Source organism: Corynebacterium sp. (assembly GCF_052107835.1).
GTDB lineage: Bacteria > Actinomycetota > Actinomycetes > Mycobacteriales > Mycobacteriaceae > Corynebacterium.
Genome location: NZ_JBQEDF010000038.1, coordinates 1 through 23,868 on the forward strand (window position 1 = coordinate 1; position 23,868 = coordinate 23,868).

At 68.5% G+C, this 23,868-nt stretch carries 19 protein-coding genes; 5 read left to right on the plus strand and 14 right to left on the minus strand.

Annotated elements, in window-relative coordinates; translation table 11 throughout:
• Positions 1 to 120: 120 nt before the first annotated feature.
• From tsaD to glmS, 3 genes are all read right to left on the minus strand, one after another.
• On the minus strand, positions 121 to 2,469 hold the full coding sequence (gene tsaD / locus ACTIL2_RS10055) for a tRNA (adenosine(37)-N6)-threonylcarbamoyltransferase complex transferase subunit TsaD (RefSeq protein WP_442337332.1): 2,349 nt from the start codon (positions 2,467 to 2,469) through the stop codon (positions 121 to 123).
• A gap of 181 nt (positions 2,470 to 2,650) precedes the next feature.
• On the minus strand, positions 2,651 to 4,396 hold the full coding sequence (gene alr, locus ACTIL2_RS10060; protein ID WP_442337333.1) for an alanine racemase: 1,746 nt from the start codon (positions 4,394 to 4,396) through the stop codon (positions 2,651 to 2,653).
• 7 nt (positions 4,397 to 4,403) lie between these two features.
• Positions 4,404 to 6,284: a glutamine--fructose-6-phosphate transaminase (isomerizing) gene (gene glmS / locus ACTIL2_RS10065; RefSeq protein ID WP_442337334.1), complete on the minus strand. Its 1,881-nt coding sequence runs from the start codon at positions 6,282 to 6,284 to the stop codon at positions 4,404 to 4,406.
• Between the two features lie 120 nt (positions 6,285 to 6,404).
• Between glmS and ACTIL2_RS10070 the strand changes: the two genes are divergently transcribed.
• Both ACTIL2_RS10070 and ACTIL2_RS10075 read left to right on the plus strand, forming a co-directional pair.
• Positions 6,405 to 7,301, plus strand: coding sequence for an alpha/beta hydrolase (locus ACTIL2_RS10070; RefSeq protein ID WP_442337335.1), 897 nt, complete (start codon positions 6,405 to 6,407; stop codon positions 7,299 to 7,301).
• A 5-nt stretch (positions 7,302 to 7,306) separates the two neighbouring features.
• Positions 7,307 to 7,831 carry a GNAT family N-acetyltransferase gene (locus ACTIL2_RS10075; protein ID WP_442337336.1) on the plus strand — a complete coding sequence of 175 codons (525 nt, stop codon included), beginning with the start codon at positions 7,307 to 7,309 and terminating at the stop codon, positions 7,829 to 7,831.
• A 6-nt stretch (positions 7,832 to 7,837) separates the two neighbouring features.
• On the opposite strand, the gene ACTIL2_RS10080 is transcribed toward ACTIL2_RS10075, so the two are convergent.
• The 9 genes from ACTIL2_RS10080 to ACTIL2_RS10120 form a co-directional block, all read right to left on the minus strand.
• The gene (locus ACTIL2_RS10080) at positions 7,838 to 8,089 is read right to left on the minus strand and encodes a hypothetical protein (protein ID WP_442337337.1); all 252 of its coding nucleotides are present in this window, start codon (positions 8,087 to 8,089) and stop codon (positions 7,838 to 7,840) included.
• Positions 8,086 to 9,564, minus strand: a complete 1,479-nt coding sequence (locus ACTIL2_RS10085; protein ID WP_442337338.1) for a hypothetical protein — start codon at positions 9,562 to 9,564, stop codon at positions 8,086 to 8,088. Before ACTIL2_RS10085 ends, ACTIL2_RS10080 begins: the two co-directional genes overlap by 4 nt.
• Positions 9,561 to 9,911, minus strand: coding sequence for a hypothetical protein (locus tag ACTIL2_RS10090; protein ID WP_442337339.1), 351 nt, complete (start codon positions 9,909 to 9,911; stop codon positions 9,561 to 9,563). Before ACTIL2_RS10090 ends, ACTIL2_RS10085 begins: the two co-directional genes overlap by 4 nt.
• Before the next feature lie 110 nt (positions 9,912 to 10,021).
• Positions 10,022 to 11,368: a phosphoglucosamine mutase gene (gene glmM / locus ACTIL2_RS10095; protein WP_442337340.1), complete on the minus strand. Its 1,347-nt coding sequence runs from the start codon at positions 11,366 to 11,368 to the stop codon at positions 10,022 to 10,024.
• Between the two features lie 157 nt (positions 11,369 to 11,525).
• Entirely contained in the window at positions 11,526 to 12,083 is a 558-nt protein-coding gene (rpsI, locus tag ACTIL2_RS10100; RefSeq protein WP_442337341.1) for a 30S ribosomal protein S9, read from the minus strand.
• A complete protein-coding gene (gene rplM, locus ACTIL2_RS10105) occupies positions 12,080 to 12,523 on the minus strand; it encodes a 50S ribosomal protein L13 (RefSeq protein ID WP_442337342.1) in 444 nt (147 codons plus the stop codon). The genes rpsI and rplM overlap by 4 nt, the downstream gene beginning before the upstream one ends.
• A gap of 269 nt (positions 12,524 to 12,792) precedes the next feature.
• Positions 12,793 to 13,074, minus strand: a complete 282-nt coding sequence (locus ACTIL2_RS10110) for a WXG100 family type VII secretion target (RefSeq protein WP_442337343.1) — start codon at positions 13,072 to 13,074, stop codon at positions 12,793 to 12,795.
• A 27-nt stretch (positions 13,075 to 13,101) separates the two neighbouring features.
• Positions 13,102 to 13,386, minus strand: coding sequence for a WXG100 family type VII secretion target (locus ACTIL2_RS10115; RefSeq protein ID WP_442337344.1), 285 nt, complete (start codon positions 13,384 to 13,386; stop codon positions 13,102 to 13,104).
• Between the two features lie 124 nt (positions 13,387 to 13,510).
• Complete coding sequence (locus ACTIL2_RS10120) at positions 13,511 to 14,233, minus strand: FadR/GntR family transcriptional regulator (protein WP_442337345.1); 723 nt, start codon at positions 14,231 to 14,233, stop codon at positions 13,511 to 13,513.
• Positions 14,234 to 14,397: 164 nt separating this feature from the next.
• Here ACTIL2_RS10120 and ACTIL2_RS10125 point away from each other — a divergent pair, with 164 nt between their 5' ends.
• The 3 genes from ACTIL2_RS10125 to ACTIL2_RS10135 all read left to right on the plus strand — a co-directional run bounded on the left by ACTIL2_RS10125 (position 14,398) and on the right by ACTIL2_RS10135 (position 19,389).
• Positions 14,398 to 16,101 (plus strand): L-lactate permease, encoded by a 1,704-nt coding sequence (locus tag ACTIL2_RS10125; protein WP_442337346.1) that lies wholly within the window; start codon positions 14,398 to 14,400, stop codon positions 16,099 to 16,101.
• Between the two features lie 50 nt (positions 16,102 to 16,151).
• A complete protein-coding gene (locus ACTIL2_RS10130) occupies positions 16,152 to 17,414 on the plus strand; it encodes an alpha-hydroxy acid oxidase (RefSeq protein ID WP_442337347.1) in 1,263 nt (420 codons plus the stop codon).
• Positions 17,415 to 17,796: 382 nt separating this feature from the next.
• Positions 17,797 to 19,389, plus strand: a complete 1,593-nt coding sequence (locus tag ACTIL2_RS10135; RefSeq protein WP_442337348.1) for an alanine/glycine:cation symporter family protein — start codon at positions 17,797 to 17,799, stop codon at positions 19,387 to 19,389.
• Positions 19,390 to 19,401: 12 nt separating this feature from the next.
• Here ACTIL2_RS10135 and ACTIL2_RS10140 read toward each other — a convergent pair whose 3' ends face one another.
• Positions 19,402 to 20,604 carry a type VII secretion-associated protein gene (locus tag ACTIL2_RS10140; RefSeq protein ID WP_442337349.1) on the minus strand — a complete coding sequence of 401 codons (1,203 nt, stop codon included), beginning with the start codon at positions 20,602 to 20,604 and terminating at the stop codon, positions 19,402 to 19,404.
• Positions 20,601 to 23,732: an FtsK/SpoIIIE domain-containing protein gene (locus ACTIL2_RS10145; RefSeq protein WP_442337350.1), complete on the minus strand. Its 3,132-nt coding sequence runs from the start codon at positions 23,730 to 23,732 to the stop codon at positions 20,601 to 20,603. The genes ACTIL2_RS10140 and ACTIL2_RS10145 overlap by 4 nt, the downstream gene beginning before the upstream one ends.
• Positions 23,733 to 23,868: the final 136 nt, after the last annotated feature.

Genomic DNA, 23,868 nt, shown 5'->3' on the forward strand with positions numbered 1-23,868 from the left:
GGTATATCCTGCACAGCCGTCGTCGCGGGTGAACAACTGTGTGTCACACAACCACCTGGCACTCTACCCTGCCAAGTGCTAGCCCTCAACTGCTTTGTCTGCCAGAGTGTCCACCAGCACTCACGAAGGCGTGTCTGCCAGCACGGGGACCTCCACGTCCATCGACGGATCCGTCCCGGACGTCAGCGGGCTGGCGGGTGCCCCGGCCTCGATGAGCCGGGCCGCGAGCGTCGCTATCATCACCCCGTTGTCCGTGCACAGCGGTAGATCCGGCACGACGAGCCGCACGCCCGCGCCCTCACAGCGCTGCGCGGCGAGCGCCCGCAGCCGCCGGTTCGCCGACACCCCGCCGCCGAGCAGCAGGACGTCCGCCCCCACGTCCGTGCAGGCACGCACCGCCTTGGCGGTCAGCACGTCCACCACGGCCTCCTGGAAGGACGCGCAGACGTCCTCGACGGGGACGGTGCGCCCCTCCCGCTCGGCCTTCTCCACGAACCGCGCGACCGCGGTCTTCAGCCCGGAGAAGGAGAAGTCGTAGGCCACGCTGCCCGCACTGCCCGGACGGCTCATGCCGCGGGGGAAGGCGATCGCATCAGGGTCCCCGCGGCCCGCCAGCCGGTCGATCACCGGTCCGCCGGGGTACCCCAGACCCAGCAACCGGGCGACCTTGTCGTAGGCCTCGCCGGCGGCGTCGTCCAGCGTGGAGCCGAGCTCCTTCATGGGACGACCCACACCGTTGACCTCGAGGATCTGGGTGTGGCCGCCGCTGACGAGCAGCGCGACGGCGTGGTCGAGGTCGCCGTCCCCCTGCCCGTCGAGGGTGCCGACGGCCACGTGTCCGCCCAGGTGGTTGACCCCGTAGAAAGGAACGCCCCAGGCCGCCGCGTAGGCCTTCGCCGCCGCAGCCCCGACCAGCAGCGCCCCGGCCAGGCCCGGACCGACGGTGGCGGCTACGGCGTCCGGACGGGCACGTCCCGCCTCCACCGCGGACAGGTCCTCCAGGGCGGCGTGCATGGTGGGACCCATCGCCTCCAGGTGCGCCCGGGAGGCGATCTCGGGGACCACGCCGCCGAAGCGGGCGTGCTGCTCCATCGAGGACGCCACCCGGTTCGACACCTGCACCACTCGGCCGTCGGCGTGCAATCCGACGATCCCCACGCCGGTCTCGTCGCAGGAGCTCTCCACTCCCATGACCAGCAGGGGTCCGTCCGCGTCCTCCGAAGGGACGGATGGGACAGACGTTCCCGTTGCCCCGGCGGCCCGCCCGGACAGCGCGGGACGCCACATCGTGTACGCGTCCGCCCCGGAGGGACGGTAGTAGTTGCGCCGGGTTCCGGTGACCTCGAAACCGTAGGAGCGGTACAGGGCCATCGCTGGTTCATTGTCGGTGCGGACCTCGAGGAACACCGGTCCGTCGTCCCGGTCTGCCAGTTCCATCAGTGGATCCATCAGCAGCCGCGACCATCCACGGCCCTGGCTGGCCGATTCCACACCGATGGTGTGGATCTCGAACTCCGGGTCGTTCGCCGGACCGTTCCTCGCCAGTCCGGCATAGCCGACGAGATGCTCGTCGGCGGTGCCCGCGCCGGTGACGAGTCCCAGGTAGACGGTATTCGGCGCGGCGATCTCCCCGGCGAATCCGGCGGCCGGCCAGGGCGAGTCACCGGCGAACAGTTCGGACTCGATGTCGGCGCACCGGTCCGCCGCATTCGGAGCCAGGGGGCCGACCGTGGGGGTCGGGGGCTGTTCGGCCCGGCTGAAGTCGAGGGCCCCGGACACCGGCCTGCGCTTCGGCTCGACCGCGTCAGGACGGCGGAGGTAGAGGGCACGCAGTGGTGCACCGGGGCGGACCAGTGCCGTGGCGTCCCCGAGCGCCGCAATGGCCGCGTGGACGAGTCCGGCGGGTGTGGGACGGGCGTCGGTGTCCCGCACAGTCCAACCGGGAACTCCGGAGGCGGCGTCGGCGACGCCCCCCGCCACCAGTACGGTCGCCTCCGGGTGCGCGTCGGCGACCTCCGTCGGCGGCGCGACGCCGGGCCCCTCAGTGATGGTGGGACCGGAGTCCGCCGTGGTGACCAGCGACCAGTACCACTCCCGGCGCCGCGCGTCGCTGAGGACCAGGACGGTGCCCCGGTCCGGGGAGGCGGCGGCCGTGGCGGCATGGCTGGGAATCCCATGGACAGGAATCCCGAGGGCATCGCCGAACGCCGCCCCCGTGGCCATCCCGACCCTCAGCCCGGTGAACGGTCCGGGGCCGGTACCGACGACCACGGCGCCCAGGTCGTCCGGCGTGAGCCCTGCATCCGCCAGACAGCTGAGGACATTCGGGGTCAGCACCTCCATGTGGCCGCGTGGGTTCAGCTCGACCCTCTCGGCGAGTGCTGTGACGTCGCCGGACGGACCGGTGGGAACGTCAACCACCCCGGCGATGACGTAGGAGGTGGAGGTGTCGACCGCGAGAACGTACATGGGGACTTATCCTAGCCACCCCACCCCGGACATAGGCGAAGCCCGGTCGCACTCTCCAATTACGACCGGGCCTCTGGATACACCCCTCACGGTGATCCGTCACCCATTTTGTCACTGTATGTTTCCCAGCGCCAAGAGATGGAGCTAAACGGGGGTACCCGTCCGGGGGAAATGACAATTACTACGCTTGTGACCAGCTCCAGGAAATTCTACGAGGTTGATCGTCGGGGGTGATACTGCCGTCAATCCCCTCACCGACATCGCGCAGGATCTCCACGTCGAGCACGCGCGACGGAGGCGTGGCCAGCGTCTCGACCACGCCGCGTCCCCATTCCGCCACCAGTACACGCTGGGCCAGGTCGGCATCCAGGTCCAGGGACTCCAGCGCATCGAGCACCACCTCACGGGGCAGCCCGCCGCCGTCGTGGACATCCTCCCCCAGCAGCCGGTAGGCGTCCATGTGCAGCAGACCGGGGCGCGGGGAACCGTCCTGCGCCACGGCACCGGCCCTGTGCTCCCGCACGATGGTGAATGTCGGCGACTGCACGCGCCCCTTCACCCCGAGACCGGTGGCGATGCCCTGGGTGATGGTGGTTTTTCCCGCCCCGAGTTCACCCGTGAGCACCACCACGTCGCCGGCGCGCAGCAGTCCGCCGAGCGTCTCCCCGGCCGCACGCGTCTCGTCGGCGTCCGCCAGGACGGCGTCACCGGAGGGGGCGAGGAACGGGCCGTCGGCGGCAACGGTGCGCCGCGCGACCCGGCCCCGCGGCAGGGTGAGGATCTCGTAGGCGATGGTGTCGCCGGCCGTGGCGATGTCCTCGACGGAGACTCCACCGTCGCCGAAGACCACCGCCCAGTCCCCCGCCCGTACGGAGGCGCCGGGGTCCGCCGTGTCCCCGGCATCGCCGAGGTCGATCACGATCTGGTCCATGCACACCCGGCCGATCTGCGGGAACCACGTCCCGTTGATCGTCACGCCGAAGCGTCCCGACAGGCTGCGCGGCAGGCCGTCGGCGTAGCCCATCGCCACCACCGCTGTGCGGGTGTCGCGCTCGGCGTGCCACAGGTGCCCGTAGCTGACCCCCTCCCCCGCCGGGACGACACGGGTCGTGACCACACGGGCACGCACCGTCATCGCCTCCCGCAGCTCCACCGGGCCGTCCTGGCCCGCCGGGACCAGTATGGGGTCGACCGCGTACACGCCGTAGACGCTGACCCCCGGCCGCACCATCTCGTGGCGCAGGTCGGGACGCGACAGCGTCGCCGGGGTGTTCGCCAGGTGGTTCACCGGCAACTCCAGGCCGACAGCCCGGCAGTCGGCGATCGCCTGGTTGAAACGGTCCGCCTGCAGGTCCGTGACCGGGGAGGACGGGTCGTCCGCGCTGGCCAGGTGGGAGAACAGGCCGGTGACGGTGAGGACCCCGTCCCGGGACGCCGACGCGGCGCGGTCGACGGCGTCCTGCCACTGCGACGGGGAGATCCCCGACCGCGACAAGCCGGTGTCGACCATCAGCCCGACCCGCAACGGCGGCTTTCCGGCGGCGACGGCGTCCCGCGAGGCCGCGACGGCGCTGTCCAGGTGCTCCAGCGAGGGAATCCCCAGGGTGATGCCGAGGTCGATGGCCGGGGTGATGTCCTCACCCGCCGCACCGGCCAGCCACATCCAGGCGGTGACCGGGTCACCCACCCCTGCGTCACGCAGTGCAATGGCCTCGCCCAGCGTGGCGACTCCGAGCTCCGCCGCCCCGCCGGCCATGGCGGCCCGGGCGACCTCCACCATGCCGTGGTTGTAGCCGTCCGCCTTGACCACGGCCATGACCCCGGCCGGGGCGGCGACGCGCGCGAGTGTCCGGACGTTGTGCTCGATCGCGCCGAGGTTGACGATGACCTCGGCGAGCTCGTGGCCCGGTGCGACTGTGCCGGTCATGCGTCCGTCACTCCACCGTCACGGACTTGGCGAGGTTGCGCGGCTTGTCGATGTCGGTGTTGCCGCACTGCCGTGCGATCTCCGCCGACAGGAACTGCAGCGGAACCGTCGACAGCAGCGGCTGCAGCAGCGTGCCGGACGCGGGGATCTCGATGAGGTCGTTCGCGTACGGCCTCACCGCCTCGTCCCCTTCCTCGGCGATGACGATGGTGCGGGCCCCGCGGGCGCGGATCTCCTGGATGTTGGTGACGATCTTGGCGTGCAGGATCTCCCGGCCCTGCGGCGACGGCACCACCACGACCACCGGGAGGTCGTCCTCGATCAGGGCGATCGGCCCGTGCTTCAGCTCGCCCGCCGGGAAGCCCTCGGCGTGGATGTAGGCGAGCTCCTTGAGCTTCAGTGCGCCCTCCAGGGCGACCGGGTATCCGACGTGGCGACCCAGGAACAGCATCGTGGGGATCGGGCCGAGCTCCTCGGCGAGCTCGTGGATTCGGTCCTTCGTCTCCAGGACCTGCTCGATCTTGGCCGGGATCTCGTCGAGCTGGTCGAAGATCGACTCGATCTCGTCCGGGTACTTCGTGCCGCGGGCCTGCGCGAGGGCGAGGCCGACGATGTAGTTCGCCGCGACCTGCGCCAGGAAGGCCTTGGTGGACGCCACACCGATCTCCGGCCCGGCGTGGGTGTAGAGCACCGCATCCGCCTCCCTCGGGATCTGCGAGCCGTTGGTGTTGCACACCGCCAGCACGCGGGCGCCCTGGGACTTGGCGTGGCGGACGGCCTCGAGCGTGTCGGCGGTCTCGCCGGACTGGGAGACGGCGACGACGAGGGTCTGCTTGTCGAGCACCGGGTCACGGTAGCGGAACTCGCTGGCGACCTCGATCTCTACGGGCAGGCGGACCCAGTGCTCGATGGCGTACTTGGCCAGCAGACCGGAATGGTAGGCCGAACCGCAGGCGACGACGAAGACCTTCTCGACCTGGCGCAGGTCATCGTCGGACAGGCGCTGCTCGTCAAGGACCACACGGCCGTCGACGAAGTGCCCGGCCAGCGTGTCCCGGATGGCGCCGGGCTGCTCATGGATCTCCTTGAGCATGAAGGAGTCGAACCCGCCCTTCTCGGCGGCCTCCAGGTCCCAGTCGATGGAGAACGGGCGACCCTCGGCCGGGGTGCCGTCGAACTCCATGACCTTGTAGCCGTCCTTCGTGATGACCACCGCGTTGTCCTGGCCGAGCTCCACTGCGTTGCGGGTGTGCGCGATGAACGCGGCGACGTCGGAACCGAGGAACATGCCGTCCTCGCCGACACCGACGATGAGCGGGGTGGAGCGGCGGCCGGCGACGATCTTGTCCGGCTCGTCCGCATGGGTGAACAGCAGGGTGAACGCACCCTCCAGACGTCGCAGGACGGCGAGGGCGGAGGCCTCGAAGTCACCGGCGGTGGGCCCGGCCGCGTAGGCCAGCGCCAGCAGGTGGGCGGCGACCTCGGAATCGGTCTCGCTGGTCAGCTCGATGCCGGCGGCCTCGAGCTCGGTACGCAGCGGGGCGAAGTTCTCGATGATGCCGTTGTGGACGATCGCGGCCTTGCCGTCGAAGGAGACGTGCGGGTGGGCGTTGGTGTCGTTCGGGCGCCCGTGGGTGGCCCAGCGGGTGTGCCCGACACAGGTGGTGCCGGCGAAGCGGTCGCTCCCCTCACCGTCGGCACCGGTGATCGCACCGATCTCGCCGAGCAGGTTCGCGAGCTTCCCCGCCTTCTTCTCCACCTCGATCGAGCCGTCCGAGACAACGGCGATACCGGCGGAGTCATAGCCCCGGTACTCCATTCTGGCCAGCGCATCCAGACCAATGTCCAGAGCTTGGGAATTTCCTACGTATCCAACGATGCCACACATGCCTCACAACAATACTGGTGCGCGCAAACGCGGTGACCGCGCACCGCCGTAACGGGCATTCCCGTGTCCCCTTCGGCGGGTTCGCCCCACCACTGCGACTGATCCACTAGGCTGTTGGACGTGGCTGACAACGTCAAGAATCTCGTCCCCCGTCTGGAAAAGCGCGGCCCCCACCGGGTGCTCGTCGGCGATCTCGATTTCGCCGGACTCGCCGGGCGTGTCTACACGCCCGCCGAAGGCAAGGCCATCGCCGGTGTGGCGTTCGGCCATGACTGGCAGGTGGGTGTGGACGGCTACCACGCCACCCTCCGCCATCTGGCGAGCTGGGGCATCGCGGTCGCCGCCCCCGACACCGAACGCGGTTTCCTGCCGAACCACCGTGGCTTCGCCTCCGACCTCGAATCCTGCCTGCAGATCCTCTCCGGGGTCCGGCTGGGGTCCGGCAACATCACCGTCGACCCGTCGAAGCTCTTCTTCGCCGGCCACGGGATGGGCGCCGGTGCTGCGGTACTGGCTGCGACGGGCCGCAAGGCTGCCGAACCGGCGAAGAAGCGTTACCGGGACCGTCCGACGGTCGCCGGGGTCATCGCGATCCACCCCTCGGACACCTCGCCGAGCTGCTACGAGGCGGCGAAGCATGTGACGGCGCCGGGACTGGTGCTCAGCCCGGGCCGGACGCTGGGATTCGAGAAGGGTGAGCCGGAGCGGGTCGCCGCGAACTGGCGCGGGGACGTGGTCTACCGCAAGGTGGACAAGGCCAGCTCCAACGGCTTCCACGAGAAGCTCGTGCGCAAGTTCACCACCACCAACAGTGGCCCGGAGTTCGCCGTGCAAGACCTCATCCGCGCCCTGACCGTGGGGTTCGTCCTGGCCGAGGATGACAAGGCCTACCACCCGTTCCGCGATCCGGAGGCGGAGATCAAGGGCACCGAGGTCGAGACCCGCGGGCGACTTATCGAGGACCTCCCGGAGCACGCCGATCCGCTCGACAACCTGCAGCGGGCGCTGAAGGGCTGACAGGTGTGAGCGGCCCCCCACCCGCAGCCGGCACAGAGTTCCGGCAGCTTGAACCGGGGGACGGTCCCGCGTTCCGCCGGTTGCTGCGCGAACTCGACGACGGCACCGCGTACATGCTCTTCGAGCCTGGTGAGCGGAACGACGACGGCGACGGGCAGTTCGTGGACAGAATCCGCGGGATGAACGACAACGGAACCGTCATCGGCGCATTCGACCACGGGGAACTGGTCGGCTACGTCAGTGGCCGGGTCGGCGGTGCGCGACGGATCCGTCATGCTCTCCATCTGGTGCTGGGGGTGCTGCCGTCGCACCAGGGCCGGCACGTGGGCACGGGTCTCATGGAATCCGTGGAGGCGTGGGCCGGGGACCATGCCGTCACCCGACTGGAACTCACCGTGGTCACCGTCAACGAACCGGCGGTCGGCCTGTACCTGAAGGCCGGTTACGTCATCGAGGGGACGCTCCGTGGGTCCATGGTCATCGGCGACCGGCCGCACGACGAGTACGCCATGGCGAAGTTCCTGGGGTGAGGACCGTCAGTCGAAGATCCCAGGTACCCGGCGATGGCGGGCACCGTCCGGACGTGCAGGAGGCGGGTTGGGCGACTGCGGCTGCTCGGCGTCCTTGAATTCCTCCAGCAGTCGCCTGCCGTCGTCGGTCTCACTGAACTGACGAATGAGTTCATTCGCCTCCGCCATCGACTCCCGGAACTCCGCGGTCGCCGAGGCCACGACGGCCATGTACCGCTCCATCTGCTCGTTGTAGTGGTCCTGACCCGGAGTAGTCACCAGTCACCACTCCGTTCGACCGCAGCGTCTGCGGAGGGAGCTGACTCAGCGTCAGTGACCCACACATCGGGGCTCCAACTGAGGTCAGCCGGGAGTGGTTCGTTCGCGGTCGGCTCATCGTCGGGGACAGCGGAGGTATCCACCGGCGGCTCCTGTGCGGACTCGCCTGCCTGAACCTCGTCCGGCATGTACCCGCTCTTGTCGAAACCGGACTTGTCGAAACCGCTCTTGTCGAACCCCTCCACCGGGTCAACGGCCACCGGGATGACCTCCGGGCCGGGTCCACCCTCCAATTCCTCCTCCGGGCACTCATCGTCCACGACCTCCTCAACCACCGGCTCCTCAACCCCCTGCTCCTCAACCACGGGCGGCTCCTCCGGCGGGCAGTCCGGTGGTGGACATTCACCCGGCGGGCTTTCCTCCGCCGGGATATCGCACAGACCGATGTCCAGGGCCGTCGTCACCTCCGTAACCACGTCGTTGACGAACCCGCCGACGACCTGCCCAGTGTTCTGGATCATCGCGCCAACGTCCACCGACACGGGCATGCTGATCTGCGGTCCCGGTGGAAGTGGCGGCACGACGGAACCAATCACCCCGGCAAGGGACGCGGCCTGGGTCACCACGCCAGCCGCACTCCCGGCGGCGGCGACCCCGGCAGTGGAGCTGGCCGTCGGCGCCGTCGGCGCCTCCTGCACCATCCCCTGTGCCGGTGGCGGGCACGCTGCCGCAGGGGAGGTGACAACCGCGTCCGACACATCCGGGACATCCTCCGTCCCGCAGTCGGCGGCGACGACAGCCGGCGCCGGTTCTTTCACCAGCGGCGTCCGGCAGTTGCCCTCCTCCGCCGCGGGGGCGCACTGCCCGACCATGAAATCCATGCACTCCGACATGGCGGTGTTCCGTTCCTCCAGCAAGGTGCACACGGTCGTGCCCGCCGCCGCAATGAGGTTCCCGGCGGCTGTCCGGGCCTGAGTGGCCTGCGGCTCCGGGGAGCCTCCCGCCATTGCGAGGAGTACCTGTGCGGCCGCCACAGCCTCGTTCGCGCACCCCTCCACCGAATCAGCGCACCGTGCCTGAATCCGGGCCAGCAGTTCATCGCCCCATTCCAGCGCGTCGTCCGCGGCCTCAACCTGCTCCTCGTGAGCTTCGTCCTCGTCGAACCCGGACGCCAGCCGGTCAGCCATGACCGCTCCGGCAACCCCTCCCAGTACGCTGGCGAGTCCGTCGCGGATGAACCTGACGACCTCCTTGACCAGTCCGAAGACGCCACCCTTACCCTTGGGCCCGGTGGACTTCCCCTCCCCGTCGCCGTCACCGGTCGCAGCGCCGATGGCCAGATCCGCGGCGAATCCGAGCACACCCCAGATCACCGGCGCCAGAGGCAACGCCACACGGGTCATGGTCGCGGTGTCCTCCAGCCGGTGGACGGACGTCTCCATCCGCACCTGGTCCGCCTGCGTCGGGTCCGTCATCGCGTGCCCTCCCCGGACCCGTCCCGGGTACCACTGCCCGGGACGGAACCGCCCAGAGCCGCGCGGGACACCTGATCGGTCCCGGCGATCGACTCCACAGTGCCGAGAGCCTCCCCCACCCCCTGCTTGAGGCGCTCCGCATGTGCAACCCGGATGTCATGCGTCCTGTTCACCAGCGTGACCAGCCGCTGGGCGCGATCGGCCAGCCCCGAGCCGTAGCGTCCCGCCTGAAGCTTCGGCGGCGACGCCGTGAGCGCCGACAACCGTGCGTCCAATTTCCCGGCCACCGGTTCCACCACAGCGCGGGCGGCCACCGGATCAACCTCCAACTTCCCCGAATCCTGCACGCGGGCACCTCCCCTTTCCGGAAGAACTCTCGAGTCGTACGACCTCTACGACACAGAGAGACTCCCCGGACCCCCGGAAGGTTCCCCGGCACCGGAAGTTTTCCGGGCCCCTACCCCTCCTCGATGACGACCGCGGCCAGCTTCCCCGCGACACGCTTCGCCTCCGCCGCGGTCACCGCCTCGACCATCACCCGGTAGACCTGCTCTGTACCGCTGGGGCGCAGCAGGACCCGGCCGGTGTCCCCCAGCTCGCCCTCCGCCTCCGCAATGGCGTCCTTCACCGCCACCGAGGTGTGGATCCGCTCCTTGTCCTCGACCGGGACATTGATCAGGGTCTGCGGCAGGACGGTCATGACGTCCGCCAGCTCCCGCAGCGACTGGCCGGTCTCCGCCATGCGCGCCATGATCGACAAGCCGGTCAGCGTGCCGTCCCCGGTCGTGCCGTGGGCGGGGATGACGATGTGCCCCGACTGCTCACCACCGAGCGAGAAATCGTTGGCGTTCAGGTCGGCGAGCACGTAGCGGTCACCCACCTTGGTGCGCCGCAGGTCAATGCCGTGGGCGTTCATCGCCAGGGTCAGCCCGAGGTTCGACATCACCGTCGCCACCAGGGTGTTCCTGCGCAGCTCACCGGACTCCTTCATCGCCACGGCGAGGACGGCCATGATCTGGTCACCGTCGACGACATTGCCCTCGGAATCCACGGCGAGGCAGCGGTCGGCGTCGCCGTCGTGCGCCAGGCCCAGGTCCGCCTGGTGGTCGAGGACGGCCTGCCGGACGACGTCGATGTGGGTGGAACCGCAGGCGTCGTTGATGTTGAAGGAGTTCGGGGAGTTGTGGATCGCCACCACGTCCGCCCCGGCCGACTCGTAGGCCATGGGCGCGGCATTGCTCGCCGCACCGTTGGCGCAGTCCACGACGACGCGGATGCCGTCGAGGGGCCGGGGGACGGCATCCTGCAGGTGGAAGAGGTATCGCTCGAGTGCGTCGGGCGACTCCTCGATGATGCGGCCGATGGCGGCACCGGTCGGACCGGACTCCCCCCGGTCGAGCATCGCCGCCTCGATCTCGTCCTCGACGGTGTCGTCGAGCTTGTTGCCGCCGCCGGAGAAGAACTTGATTCCGTTGTCCGGCATCGGATTGTGCGAGGCGGAGATCATCACACCCATGTCCGCACCGTAGTCGTCGGTGAGGAAGGCGACGGCGGGGGTCGGCAGGACGCCGACGTCCAGGACGTCCACCCCCTGGGACGCCATCCCCGCCGACAGTGCCCCCATCAGCATCTCGCCGGAGACCCGGGGGTCCCGGCCGATAACGGCGGTGGGACGGCGCTGCGAGGTCTGCCCCGTCTCCGTGAGGACGCGTGCCGCAGCGGCCCCCAGCCGCAGTGCGAGGGGTGCAGTGAGGGTCTTGTTCGCCAGACCGCGCACCCCGTCAGTTCCGAAAAGTCTGCTCATGGGGTGCCAGTCTAGTGGGTCGGTGCACCGTGCCCGTCAATTGGATATCTGAACACAGAGAACGCCGCCCCCGTCGCCTGCACCTGAGTGCAGGGGGACGTGGGGCGGCGTAGGCCGTGCGGCGTGTCCGGTCCGGGCGCAGACGCGCCCGGACACATCAGCGCTTGGAGTACTGCGGGGCGCGGCGGGCCTTGTGCAGACCAGCCTTCTTGCGCTCCACGGCGCGGGCGTCGCGGGTGAGGAAGCCGGCCTTCTTCAGCTCGGAGCGCTCCTCCGGGTTGTACTTGTTCAGGGCACGGGAGATGGCCAGACGCATGGCACCGGCCTGGCCGGAGGGGCCACCACCGGTGAGGTTGACCTGGAAGTCGAACTGGTTCTCACGCTCGAGCAGGACCAGCGGGGCCTTGATCAGCTGCTGGTGCAGCTTGTTCGGGAAGTAGTCCTCCAGGGTGCGGCCGTTGCAGGTGAACTCGCCGGAGCCCTGCACCATACGGACGCGGACGACAGCCTGCTTGCGGCGGCCGACGGTCTGGATCGGGCCCTCGTAGAGGTTCGGGGCGACGACGGCGTCGTCCCCGCCCTCGGTGTCCTCGGCAACGTCGGCGATGGAGTCACCGATGCTGGCGACGAACTCTTCGCTGACGGCTTCGGTGGCGGCGACAGCCTCGGCGTCGGACTCCACGGACTCTGCGTCGTAGTTCTCGTTGTCGGTCACTGGTCCACCTTCTTGATCTCGTAGGCCTCGGGCTTCTGTGCCGCGAAGGGGTGCTCGGAGCCGGGGAAGACGCGCAGCTTCTTGGCCGACTCACGGTTGAGCTTGTTGTGCGGCATCATGCCGGCGACGGCCTCAGCCACGACGCGCTCCGGGTGCAGCTCCATGGAGCGGCCCAGGGACATGCTCTTCAGGCCGCCCGGGTAACCGGAGTGACGGTAACGGAACTCGCGGTCCCGCTTGTTGGACGAGATCGAGACCTTGTCCGCGTTGATGATGATGACGTTGTCGCCACAATCGACGTTGGGTGCGTAGATCGCCTTGCCCTTGCCGCGCAGCAGGCTCGCTGCGTGGGTGGCGAGACGACCCAGGACCACGTCGGTGGCGTCGATGACGTACCACTTGCGGGTGAGGTCACCGCTCTTCGGGTGGAAAGTAGTCATTGACGACTCCTTGGTCTTCATGGAACTGCCAGCCGGGAGACCATGCCCGTGGACTCCGACGTCAGGGACTGTCGGGTGGGGCGGCGCCCGCAGCGGCCGGTGGGGACCTGCGGACCGACCACGGGGTCCGTCCGGAATGACTCCGTGCGGACATGCGTGGTCGCAACCTGAATGAGAGTACCGGATGCGGTGCCTGAGCACCAAAAACCGCCTCCGTCGGGGAAACGGTGGCGGTTACTGGAACAGGCGATGCGGCCGGGCGGTCCCGACTACGACCAGCTGTTGGCGGCGCTGGTGTTGATCTGGCTCATCCTCGCATTCGCATCGTCGACCGCCCTGGCGATGGTCTGCAGGACCTGGTTCATCTCCAGGGCCGCCGCGTCCCACCTCTGCTGGGCGGCCTGGTAGGCGGTCGCACTCTCGCCCTCCCACTCGGCGACCATCGGTGCGATGTCGGACTTCAGCTGCTCGAGCGTGGCGTTGATGTTGCGGTTGGTGGCGTGGATATCGGCGGATGCCTGGGATATCTGCGCGAAGTCGTACTGGATCACTGATCTGTCTCCTAAGTCTCTGGGCGTCTAGCGGAATGCCGCGACGTTGTCGTCCTCGACCTGCTGGAACGAGCGGGCATTGCCGCGGATGTTCTCCGAGATCCCGTTCAACGCCAGACGGAGCTCCCGGGCGGAGTCGTTCCACCGCGCCATCAGGTGCATGAACGACACCTGCGCATCCCCCCGCCACACTCCGGTGAGCCCGTCCACGGTGCCCTGCAGCCGGTTGAGTTCGGCCTGCACCTGGTCATTGACTGCATCGACCCGCCCTGCAGTGGTCTGCATGACCTCGGTCGTAGTTCTGAAACTCAAGGGTCCCTCCCCATATTCTCGGGTTGCGCACCCGCCGTTCGGGAGCGTCACCGGAGAGAGACTCCGCGGGCCCCCAAAAGGTTCCCCGCCGACGGAGATCCGCCGGCACAGCCCCCACTGGCCCCTACTCCAGCAGCGCCCGGTACGCCGTGGAGATGTGCAGGGACACGCAGGACGCAGCCCCGTCCGCGTCCCCGGACCGCACCGCGGAGAGGATCTCCCTGTGGTGCCCGCGCAGTACCTCGGCCAGCCCCTCCCAGTCCTCGTTGCCCTGGAACCCCCGCAGGATGGGGATGCGCAGGGATTCCCGGATGGCCTGGGTCATGTCCGCGAAGAGCCGGTTGCCGGAACCGTGCGCCAACGCAATGTGGAACCGGGTGTCCGCGTCATTGAAGTCCTCGCGGGAGACACCCGGTGCCTCCATCTCCTCGATCGCGTCCTGCATCCCCGCCAGCGCGGAGGCGTCCTGCTCCACGGCGGCCAGACGGACACTCTCGACCTCGAGGATGGTGCGGGTCTGCACCACCTCGTCCAGGCCGAAGTTCGAGAGTGCGACGTGCAGCGTGAGAAACCGTGACAGGGCTTCCGAGGGCATCGCGGCGATGAACGTCCCGGCCCTGTCACCGGACCCCACATTCGCCTCCAGGACACCCTGGCTGGCGAGGACCCGGATGGCCTCACGCACTGCGGCCCTGCTGACCTGCAGCTGCTCCGACAGTGCACGTTCAGGCGGGAGCAGGTCACCGACGTGCAGGTCCCCGGTGAGGATCCTGTTCTCGATGGCGTCGACAACCATCTGGTAGGTCCGGACGCGCTGGGCGGGTGCTCCGGTGTGCTGGTCATCCATGGTCTGTTTCTACCATGCCGGGGGTGGACAACCAGACTCCGCGAAATTGTCTTGACTGCGAAACTTCCCTTGATTTACTATGTGGTCTGACCACAGATGTGGGGCAGGTCACCCTCACCGGTCACGTCCCGTATCCCGCACACCCCGACACCCACGAGGTGCCCATGAGTTCCACCTACCTCCCCGACCTCGCGCCGGTGGCAGACAACCTCTTCCTGTCGTCCCTCGTCGCCCTACTCCCCCTCGTCACCGTCTTCGTCGCACTCGGCCTGCTGCGCTGGAAAGCCCACTGGGCGGGCCTGGCGGCCCTCGGCGTGGCACTGGTCATCGCCGTGCTCGTCTACGACATGCCCGTCACCCTCGCCGGGCTGTCCGCCACCCAGGGTGCGGTCTTCGGCTTGTTCCCGATCATGTGGATCGTGGTCACCGCCATCTGGTTCTACGAACTGACGGTGCGGTCCGGCCGCTTCCTGGACCTGCGCGCGGTCATCGACCGCATCTCGGACGATCCACGCGTCCAGGCCATCCTCATCGCCTTCTGCTTCGGCGGGATGCTCGAGGCCCTCGCCGGATTCGGCGCACCCCTGGCCATCACCGGCGTGATGCTGCTGGCCATCGGCTTCTCCCGCATGCGGGCCGCCGTCGCCGTCCTGGTCGCGAACACCGCCCCCGTCGCCTTCGGCGCGATCGCCACACCCATCATCACCGCCGGCGCCCTCACCGGCATCGACTACGAGCACATCGGTGCCATCGTCGGACGCCAGACCCCGTTCATCGCCCTGGTCGTCCCCCTGTTCCTGTGCCTGCTGGTCGACGGCAAGCGCGGGGTCAAACAGTGCTGGCCGATCGCCCTGGTCATCGGCGCGGTCTTCTCGGTGACCCAGTTCATCGCCGCCAACTACATCTCGGTGGAGCTCACCGACATCATCTCCGCCCTGTCCGGTCTCGCCGTGGCCGTGGTCATGCTGCGGTTCTGGTCGCCGAAGGGCACCGAGGAGGCCCGCGGGAAGCTGCTCTCCGAACGTCACCAGGAGGAGCAGGAAGGGGACGTCCAGGACGTCGCGGGCACCGAGACCGCCGCCGGCACAGCCGGCGAGGGCGACACCACGACCCGCGCACTGACCCCGTGGCGCACCTTCATGGCGCTGGTGCCCTACCTGATGGTCATCATCGTGTTCTCCATCGCCAAGCTGTGGGACCCGGTCAAGGACTTCCTGAACGGCACGGACGTCGCCATCGAGTGGCCCGGCCTGCACGGCAACGTCCTCACCTCGGACGGGGAGGTCACGTCCTCCACCGTCTTCAACTTCACCTGGCTGTCGTCACCGGGCACACTGCTGCTGATCACCGGCATCCTCGTGGCGATCGTCTACCGGGTCTCCCCGAAGGTCGCCGTGATGGCGTACTGGGAGAACCTCGTGAAGATGCGCTTCTCGATCCTCACCGTGGCCGCGGTCCTGTCGCTGGCCTACGTGATGAACCAGTCCGGCCAGACCATCACCATCGGCTTCTGGATCGCCGGTGCGGGGGCGGCCTTCGCCTTCTTCGCCCCGGTCCTCGGCTGGCTCGGCACGGCGGTCACCGGCTCCGACACCAGCGCGAACGCTCTGTTCGCGACCCTGCAGCAGACCGCCGCCGTGCAGGCGGACCTGGATCCCGCCCTGATGGTGGCGTCCAACACCTCCGGTGGCGTGGTCGCGAAGCTGGTCAGCCCGCAGAACCTCACCATCGTCGCGACCGCGGTCGGGCTGGCGGGCCGGGAGTCCGAGATCCTGCGCAAGGTCATGTTCTGGAGCCTCGGGATGCTGGTCGTAATCTGCCTGATCAACGGACTGCAGGCCACCGTCCTGGACTGGATGCTGCCGTAAATAAGCGTAGCCTCAACTATGTACCCCACACCCCACACAAGGAGTTGACCATGGTCACACGCCAGTTCCCGCACCCCGACGAGATCCTCGCACTGATGAAGTTCAAGAAGCCGGAGTTCAACGCGAAAAAGCGTCGGCTGAGCTCCGCCCTGACCATCCACGACCTGCGTGACATCGCCAAGCGGCGCACACCGGCGTCCGCCTTCGACTACACCGACGGCGCCGCCGAGGGTGAGATCTCCATCGCCCGGGCACGGCAGGCCTTCGAGGACGTGGAGTTCCACCCCTCGATCCTCAAGGACGCCTCGCAGATCGACACCACCGCCCACATCCACGGCGGTACCTCCGCCCTCCCCTTCGGCATCGCCCCCACCGGCTTCACCCGGCTGATGCAGACCGAGGGCGAGATCGCCGGTGCCGGAGCCGCCGCAGCCGCGGGAATCCCCTTCAGCCTCTCCACACTGGGCACCACCTCCATCGAGGACGTCAAGGCCACCAACCCGCAGGGACGTAACTGGTTCCAGCTCTACGTTATGAAGGACCGCGACATCTCCTACGGCCTGGTCGAGCGGGCCGCCAAGGCCGGGTTCGACACCCTCTTCTTCACCGTCGACACCCCGGTCGCCGGCAACCGCATGCGCGACACCCGCCACGGCTTCGCCATCCCGCCGCAGTTGACCGCGAAGACCATCCTCGACGCCATTCCCCGGCCGTGGTGGTGGGTCGACTTCCTGACCACCCCGCCGCTCGAGTTCGCCTCCCTGTCCTCGACCGGCGGCACCGTCGGTGAACTGCTCGACTCCGCGATGGACCCCACCATCAACTACAAGGACCTGGAGATCATCCGGGAGATGTGGCCGGGGAAGATCTCGGTCAAGGGCGTCCAGAACGTCGAGGACGCCAAGACCTTGGCGGACCTGGGCGTGGACTCCATTGTCCTGTCCAACCACGGCGGACGCCAGCTCGACCGGGCACCCGTGCCCTTCCAGCTGCTGCCCGAGGTGGTGCGTGAGGTCGGCGACGACATGGAGATCATAGTCGACACGGGCATCATGAACGGCGCGGACATCGTGGCCTCCATCGCCCTCGGCGCCGACTTCACCCTGGTGGGACGCGCCTACCTCTACGGCCTGATGGCCGGCGGACGGGAAGGCGTGGACCGGACGATCGAGATCCTGCGCTCCCAGATCGAGCGCACCATGAAGCTCCTGCAGGTCAACTCCCTGGCGGAGCTCTCCCCGGAGCACGTCACCCAGCTCACGCGCTTCAACCGGGTCGATTCCACCGGCCCCGCCCGCCGCGTCCTGGACTAGGACCGCCGCGTCAGGGTCACGCCCCCGCCACGCCACCGCCGGTTCACTGGCTCACTGTGAATATATACACCTCCCCACCAGAGTGAATTTCCGTCACCTGGTCACTTACACAATGTAAGTAGTGCCGGAGGTGTATTTTTCTACATTCTCCCACGAAAGTTCCCTGCGTCGCCTACTCTCATGTCCCGCGAGAGTCGGTACGTGGGATGCCTGACTGTGATTCACAACTGAAACAATCCGGTTACACCCTCATCATCTCCTCCGAAACTCGCTGAAATGCGGGCCCGATAGATTCTTGCCCCAGGTAGCGGGAGCAGATCCTCGCTCCAGTAAGTGACTCGAACGACTCCAACGTCCCAGCACCCAGAGGAGAAAGAGGACTATGAGCCCAGATCCAGGACTGTTACAGGCACAGGATGACACGGTGGACACCGGTCTCTCAGGGGTTGCCAGCACTATCGACGATTGGTTCGGCGGGATCGAATCCGTCTTCGGCGGAATCATCTTCTGGGAACCTTTCCCCAACATCAAACTTGTCGTGCTGGCCGCCATCGTGGTCGGAATCAGCCTCACCATCTACTTCGGTTTCATTCAGTTCCGCGCGATGAACATCTCGATGGAGGTGATCCGTGGTAAATGGAGTCGGGACAGCGATCCGGGCGAGGTCTCCCACTTCCAGGCTCTGGCCTCCGCACTGTCGGCAACCGTCGGCATGGGAAACATCGCCGGCGTGGCGGCGGCTGTCTCACTCGGTGGTCCGGGCGCCACCTTCTGGATGATCTGCGCCGGCCTCATCGGTATGTGCACCAAGTTCGTGGAGTGCACGCTCGGCGTGAAGTACCGCAAGATCGACGAGAACGGCACCGTCCACGGTGGCCCGTTCCAGTACCTCAAGGTCGCCTTCCGCAAGCTCGGCAAGGTCCCGGTGATGATCATCACCGCCCTGTTCGCCGTCGCCATCCTGCTGTTCGGCTGGCTCGGCGGCGGGATGTTCCAGGCCAACCAGGCATTCGCGCAGGTCCGCAGTGTGACCGGCGGCAACGACGGCTGGATGGGATCGGACATCGCAGCCCTCCTGTTCGGCCTGGGCATGGCCCTCCTGATCGCCCTGGTGATCATCGGCGGCATCAAGTCCATCGGCGCAGTCGCCGAGAAGATCGTCCCGGCCATGGCCATCATCTACATCGCCGCCGGGCTGATCGTCCTCGCGGCGAACTTCACCAACCTCGGGGCCGCCTTCGGCGAGATCGTCTCGGGTGCCTTCAGCCCCGAGGGCGTCGCCGGTGGTGTCGTGGGTGTCATGTTCATCGGCTTCCAGCGCGCGTTCTTCTCCAACGAGGCCGGTGTCGGCTCCGCGCCGATCGCCCACTCCGCGGTGAAGACCCGCCGCCCGATCTCGGAGGGCTTCAACGCCCTGCTCGAGCCCTTCATCGACACGGTCGTCATCTGCACGATGACCGCCCTGATCATCATCGTCGCCGACCAGCCCTCCTACCATGAGGCCCGTCAGCAGGCCGCCGAGGGTGGCGGCCCGGGTGACATCGTGGTCACCTCGGACGCCTTCGAATCGGTCATCTCCTGGTTCCCGGTGATCCTCGCGCTGGCTGTGTTCCTGTTCGCGTTCTGCACCCTGATCACCTGGTCCTACTACGGCATCCAGGCATGGCGCCACCTGTTCGGAACGCAGAACTGGACGGACAACGTCTACCGTGTCGTCCTCTGCGTGCTGGTGGTCGTCGGTTGCATGATGTCCTTCAGCAACGTCATCGACTTCGCCGATGCTGCCCTGTTCATGTGCATCTTCATCAATATGGCGGGCATGATCGTCCTGGCCCCGAAGGTCAAGGAGGAGATGAAGCAGTACCTCGCGGACCGCAAGGCCGGCAAGCTGATGGACGATCCCGAGCCGCTGCCGCACGAGGTCAAGGAGATCGAGGAGACCGGCGCGAAGATCACCGCCGACACTCCCGCGTGACCGTCGTCCGGTTCACCTCACCCGAGCGGTCGCGGTGAACCGGTCGCAGACCTCCATCCGCTCCATCGAGTACCCGCGGTACTGACAGCCCACCGACACCTGGTGGCCGTCGATCAGCCGCACCCGCCAGGTCGTCGTCGACTCGGGGAACTCCTCCTCGTAGTCCACCGGCGACCTGGCTGTCACGTTCACGGCCTCCGTGCCGTCCATCCCGTCGAGCACCCGCAGTACCGCTGCATCCAGTTCCTCCTGGGTCCCGGCCGGTGTCGGCGCTGCGGCGACCAGGACGCGCATCCCCTCGTCCGCGGACGTCCAGATCTCCCGCTCGGCGGTGGTCTCACTCACCGCCCAGCCCGGGACGTCCGCCTGCACACTGATCCTGGCGGTCTCCCCTGCACCGGCCGCGGGATCCTCGGGCACCCCGTCTCCTGTGTGCATCTCACGCCAGCCTTCCGGGGAGGGTCCGGGGGCCGTGTCCGGTTCCGCAGGACGCACCGGCATGCTGGACGACTGCGCGGGTGCCGTTCCCTTCTCCTGCGCGGTCACCCCGCCGTCACCCGCCGGTTGCACCACAGTGAATGCGACGACCGCAGCCGCAACGAGGACGGCGGCCGACACCGCGAGAAGGCCGGTCCGCCGCCCGGGAGCACGGTCGGTTCCCGTGTCAGTGCCAGACACCGGAAGATCGTCGGACGGACCGGGGTCCACCTCCACCGGCGCGGTCTCCCCTGCATCCCCGGACTCCTCCGGCAACCCACCGTCCTGCACCACCGCACGCGCGGCCGCCAGGTCACCGGCGGTGCGCAATGCGGCGGTGGCGTCCACCGTCCTCGCCCGGAACCCCATCACGCGCAGGTAGGACGCCGCGGCCTCCTTGTCCGGCCCCACGACCAGGACGTCCGACACCGCAATCCCGATTCCCCAGGGGAACACCGTCCGTGGCTGCACCGGATTCGCACTGGTCAGTTCGGGCTCGCCGGCACGGACCGACATCGCCTCCTCCACCAGTTCCCGGACCGCCTCCAGACGCTGCAGGGGAACACCCGAACCCCGGTAGCCGGGCGAGGGTTCCCCGGGAGCGTCCCCGGGCTCCTCGCCGGTCACCTCGAACCCGCTGAGCAGGTCCGTCACACACAGCCCGTTGACCAGGATCCCGGACTCCGACAATGCCACCGCACCGGGAACCAGCCCCAGTGTCCCGGGTGCCCCACTCATGCCCCCACCTCCACTGTCTCGGCGACTACCGTCGCCACCTGGATCTCCACCGCATCGCCCTGCACCAGCATTCCGCGTCCCGGCGCGCGGGTGCACAGGACCTGACCTGCAACCGGCCCGTCCTCCCGCGGGGCGGACAACAGCACCCATGCGGTCTGGTCGCGCACGCCCTGCATCAACGGGGTGTAGGCGCTGCGCCCCATCACCGCACTGCGCCGCGCGGTGACCAGGTGCAGTCCGATGTCCCCGGCATGCGGCAGCAACGGGACCAGCAGATCCACCGCCGCCGCCAGGTCCATCGAATGGTCGAGGTCATCGACGACCACGATCAGTTCCGGACCATCCCACCAGCTCCTGGTGCGCAGCACCTCCGGGGTCAGGTCCGTGTCCTCCCCGGGGATCCGGGCGGTCAGCACGTCCACCCACTCCCGCAGGCGCACGGCGAATACTGTCGGGGAACAGTAGCCCGGTGCCCCGAGCAGACCGCGGCGCGCGTCCCCGACCAGCAGTTCGGTGCCCGGACGCGTCGTGGCGGCCTCGATCACCGTGCGCAGGGCCGTCGTCGCCCCGGACCGTGCCTGCCCGACGACCGTCAGGTGCGGCAGGGCGGCCATGTCCCAGGTCACGGTCCCCAGACGCGGCCCGCCGAGCCCCAGGGGGACACGGGCACCTCCCCTGTCCACGAGATCCGTGAACGGGAGCTTCCCGGGCAGCACCCGCAGTGTTCTGCCGGTCTCCCCGCGCTCCGCACTGGTCCGGCGCGCGTGCTCCACGTCCTGGGCATCGGAGTAGGCGACCTGGAGGTGCTTGCCGTGGGGCGACACTCCCCGCCCCGGATGGTCCGGGAGGGTGCGCTGGGCGTCGCGGAAAGTGGAGTCCGCCGGGGTCAACCGCAGTTCCACCGCGCCGGTAAGCAGGTCGCGCAGGCTCGGGCGGAAGGTCCACCGCAGTGAGGTGACCACCACATGCACACCGCGCTCCAAACCACCGCCGGCCAGTGCGGCCAGTCGGCGGTCCTCCTCGCCAACGGCGTCGACCCCGTCGATGACGAGGACGCGGTGGACGACCCCATCCCCGTCCCCGTCCTGCTCCAGCTCATCAAGGACGCGGGGCACCATGTCCGAGCCGACAACGCACGCGACCTGCGGCAGTCGTTCCAGATCCCGGAGGGACCCGCCGGGATCGACGACGTACACCGCCACCCCGGGGGAGGTCAGTGCCAGGCCGAGCACCAGCGAACGCACCAGCGTGGTCTTGCCTGTGCCCGGCTGTCCGACCACCGCCCAGTGACGACGGCGCAGATCCAGGGTGAAGGGGCGCTGCACCCCGTCGAAGGGCAGGTCCTCCAGGCCGATGTTCACCGTCAGCGGTGCCTGCCCGTCACCGGTCATCACCGTGCTCGCCGGGAGGATCTCCGGCAACGGCTCCAACCAGATCGGGTTCCGGTTCGGACCGGCCAGCCGGTCGACCACCAGCTCCATCGTGGTGCCCGTCGATTCCGGTTCGACCCCCAGCTCGCAGATCAGGCGCTGGTCCCGGGGAACTTCCGGGCCGGACACGTAGGCGGACTGGAACCGGACCTGCCCGGTGGACGACAGGATCGCCGCCCCCGGGGTGGACGGGAGCTCATGGGCTGCGGTGGATCCGATGAGCTGCCGTGACTCCGACGCGGAGAAGGTCCGCAGGGCGATGCGGTAGGACAGGTGGGATTCCAGGCCGCGTAACCGTCCCTCCTCCAGTCGTTGGCTGGCAAGCAGCAGGTGCATCTGCAGGCTTCGGCCCAGGCGTCCGATCGCGGCGAAGACCTCGGCGAACTCCGGGCGGGCGTGGAGAAGTTCCGAGAACTCGTCGACGATGATGAACAGTGCGGGCATCTCACCGGGGTGTGCACGGTTGTAGTCGAAGGCGGTGGACAGTCCCGCGGCATGCAGCTTCTCCTGGCGGCGGTGCATCTCACCGAGCAGCGAATCCTGCATCCGGTCGACCAGGGCGGCCTCGTCGGAGAGGTTGGTGATCACCGCCGAGGTGTGCGGCAGGCGTTCCAGACCGGTGAACGCCGCCCCGCCCTTGAAGTCGATCAGCACGAAATTGAGCTCCCCGGGGGTGTGCTGGTGGGCGAAGCTGGTGACCACGGCCTTGAGAAGCTCGGATTTCCCGCTGCCCGTCGCACCGATGCACAGACCGTGCGGGCCGATTCCACCCTTGGCGGACTCCCGGATGTCCAGGTAGACCGGGGCCGGAGCGAACCCTATGGGGGCCCGCAGGTCCCCGCCGTCCAGGTCCAGGAGGGAGGACGCCGTCCGGCGTGAGGTCCTCGACCGGCACAGCGCGGACAATTCGACGTCGCTGAGGTGGTCGGCGGTGGCGAACGGCCGCCAGCCGTCCACCGTCCAGGCGCTCAGCACCCCGCCCGCCCCGTCCACCCGGAGGAGGAGCCCTGCGCTGCGGGCGATATCGTGCCAGGCGGCGGCCACGGCACCGCCGTCCGGGTCGGCGAGCACCGTGACCGTGCCGCCGCCCGACACCGGGGTGGGGACAGGGTCTCCCGCAGACCCGGCACCGTCACCGACGTGGACGAAGCGCACCTGCAGCGGCCCGTCGTGCGGCAGCCACCGGTCGTGCGGACCGCTGAGGGTCACCGCCGACGCGTCCTGCAGCACCAACTGCCCCTGCACCGCCCGGACCAGGCCGGGGGCACCGGGACCGGTGACCACCACGCAGTCGAACTCGCGCAGGTCCACCGCCACCGGTGCCTCGACGGTGGCGTAGCTGCCCGCCAGATCCCGCAGCGTGGTGGCGCACACCGGCTCCAGGTCCTCCGGTGGGGCATCCACCGGGATCTCCAGGGGGTCGTCCGGCGCCTGGACCGCCGTGCCGATCCGCACCACACCGGGCTCACCCACCTCACCGGTGTGCCCGGGGACGCCGGAGGTCCCATCCCCGGGCTGCGCGAACGTCCACAGCGACTGGGGGTGCGGACGGCTCAGCGCCATGCGGGACAACTGGTCCCGGCGCGCCCGGTGCAGGGAATCGGTCAGCGCGTCGATGTGCCGGTGGAAACCCCTCCTGATCTCGTCGACGTCCTGCCCGCCGGGACTGATCATCATTGCCAGGGAGCCGAGCATCATCAGCGGGAATCCAGAGGTGGGGTTTCCACCCCATTAGCAGATACACCGGAGGTCGATAAACTACCTGACCACGGACTGACCGCGCGTCCTCCACCCGCGCGGGTACCCCCGCGGGGGAGCGGAGGTGTGACTGTTC

Coding starts and splice junctions, on each gene's coding strand:
- ACTIL2_RS10085 (WP_442337338.1), bottom strand. CDS start 9,564: ATGACGGACCCGACGCAGGCGGACCAGGTGCGGATGGAGACGTCCGTC.
- ACTIL2_RS10145 (WP_442337350.1), bottom strand. CDS start 23,732: ATGATGCTCGGCTCCCTGGCAATGATGATCAGTCCCGGCGGGCAGGAC.
- ACTIL2_RS10135 (WP_442337348.1), top strand. CDS start 17,797: ATGAGCCCAGATCCAGGACTGTTACAGGCACAGGATGACACGGTGGAC.
- tsaD (WP_442337332.1), bottom strand. CDS start 2,469: ATGTACGTTCTCGCGGTCGACACCTCCACCTCCTACGTCATCGCCGGG.
- glmM (WP_442337340.1), bottom strand. CDS start 11,368: ATGAGCAGACTTTTCGGAACTGACGGGGTGCGCGGTCTGGCGAACAAG.
- ACTIL2_RS10130 (WP_442337347.1), top strand. CDS start 16,152: ATGGTCACACGCCAGTTCCCGCACCCCGACGAGATCCTCGCACTGATG.
- alr (WP_442337333.1), bottom strand. CDS start 4,396: ATGACCGGCACAGTCGCACCGGGCCACGAGCTCGCCGAGGTCATCGTC.
- ACTIL2_RS10140 (WP_442337349.1), bottom strand. CDS start 20,604: ATGAGTGGGGCACCCGGGACACTGGGGCTGGTTCCCGGTGCGGTGGCA.
- ACTIL2_RS10125 (WP_442337346.1), top strand. CDS start 14,398: ATGAGTTCCACCTACCTCCCCGACCTCGCGCCGGTGGCAGACAACCTC.
- rplM (WP_442337342.1), bottom strand. CDS start 12,523: ATGACTACTTTCCACCCGAAGAGCGGTGACCTCACCCGCAAGTGGTAC.
- ACTIL2_RS10120 (WP_442337345.1), bottom strand. CDS start 14,233: ATGGATGACCAGCACACCGGAGCACCCGCCCAGCGCGTCCGGACCTAC.
- glmS (WP_442337334.1), bottom strand. CDS start 6,284: ATGTGTGGCATCGTTGGATACGTAGGAAATTCCCAAGCTCTGGACATT.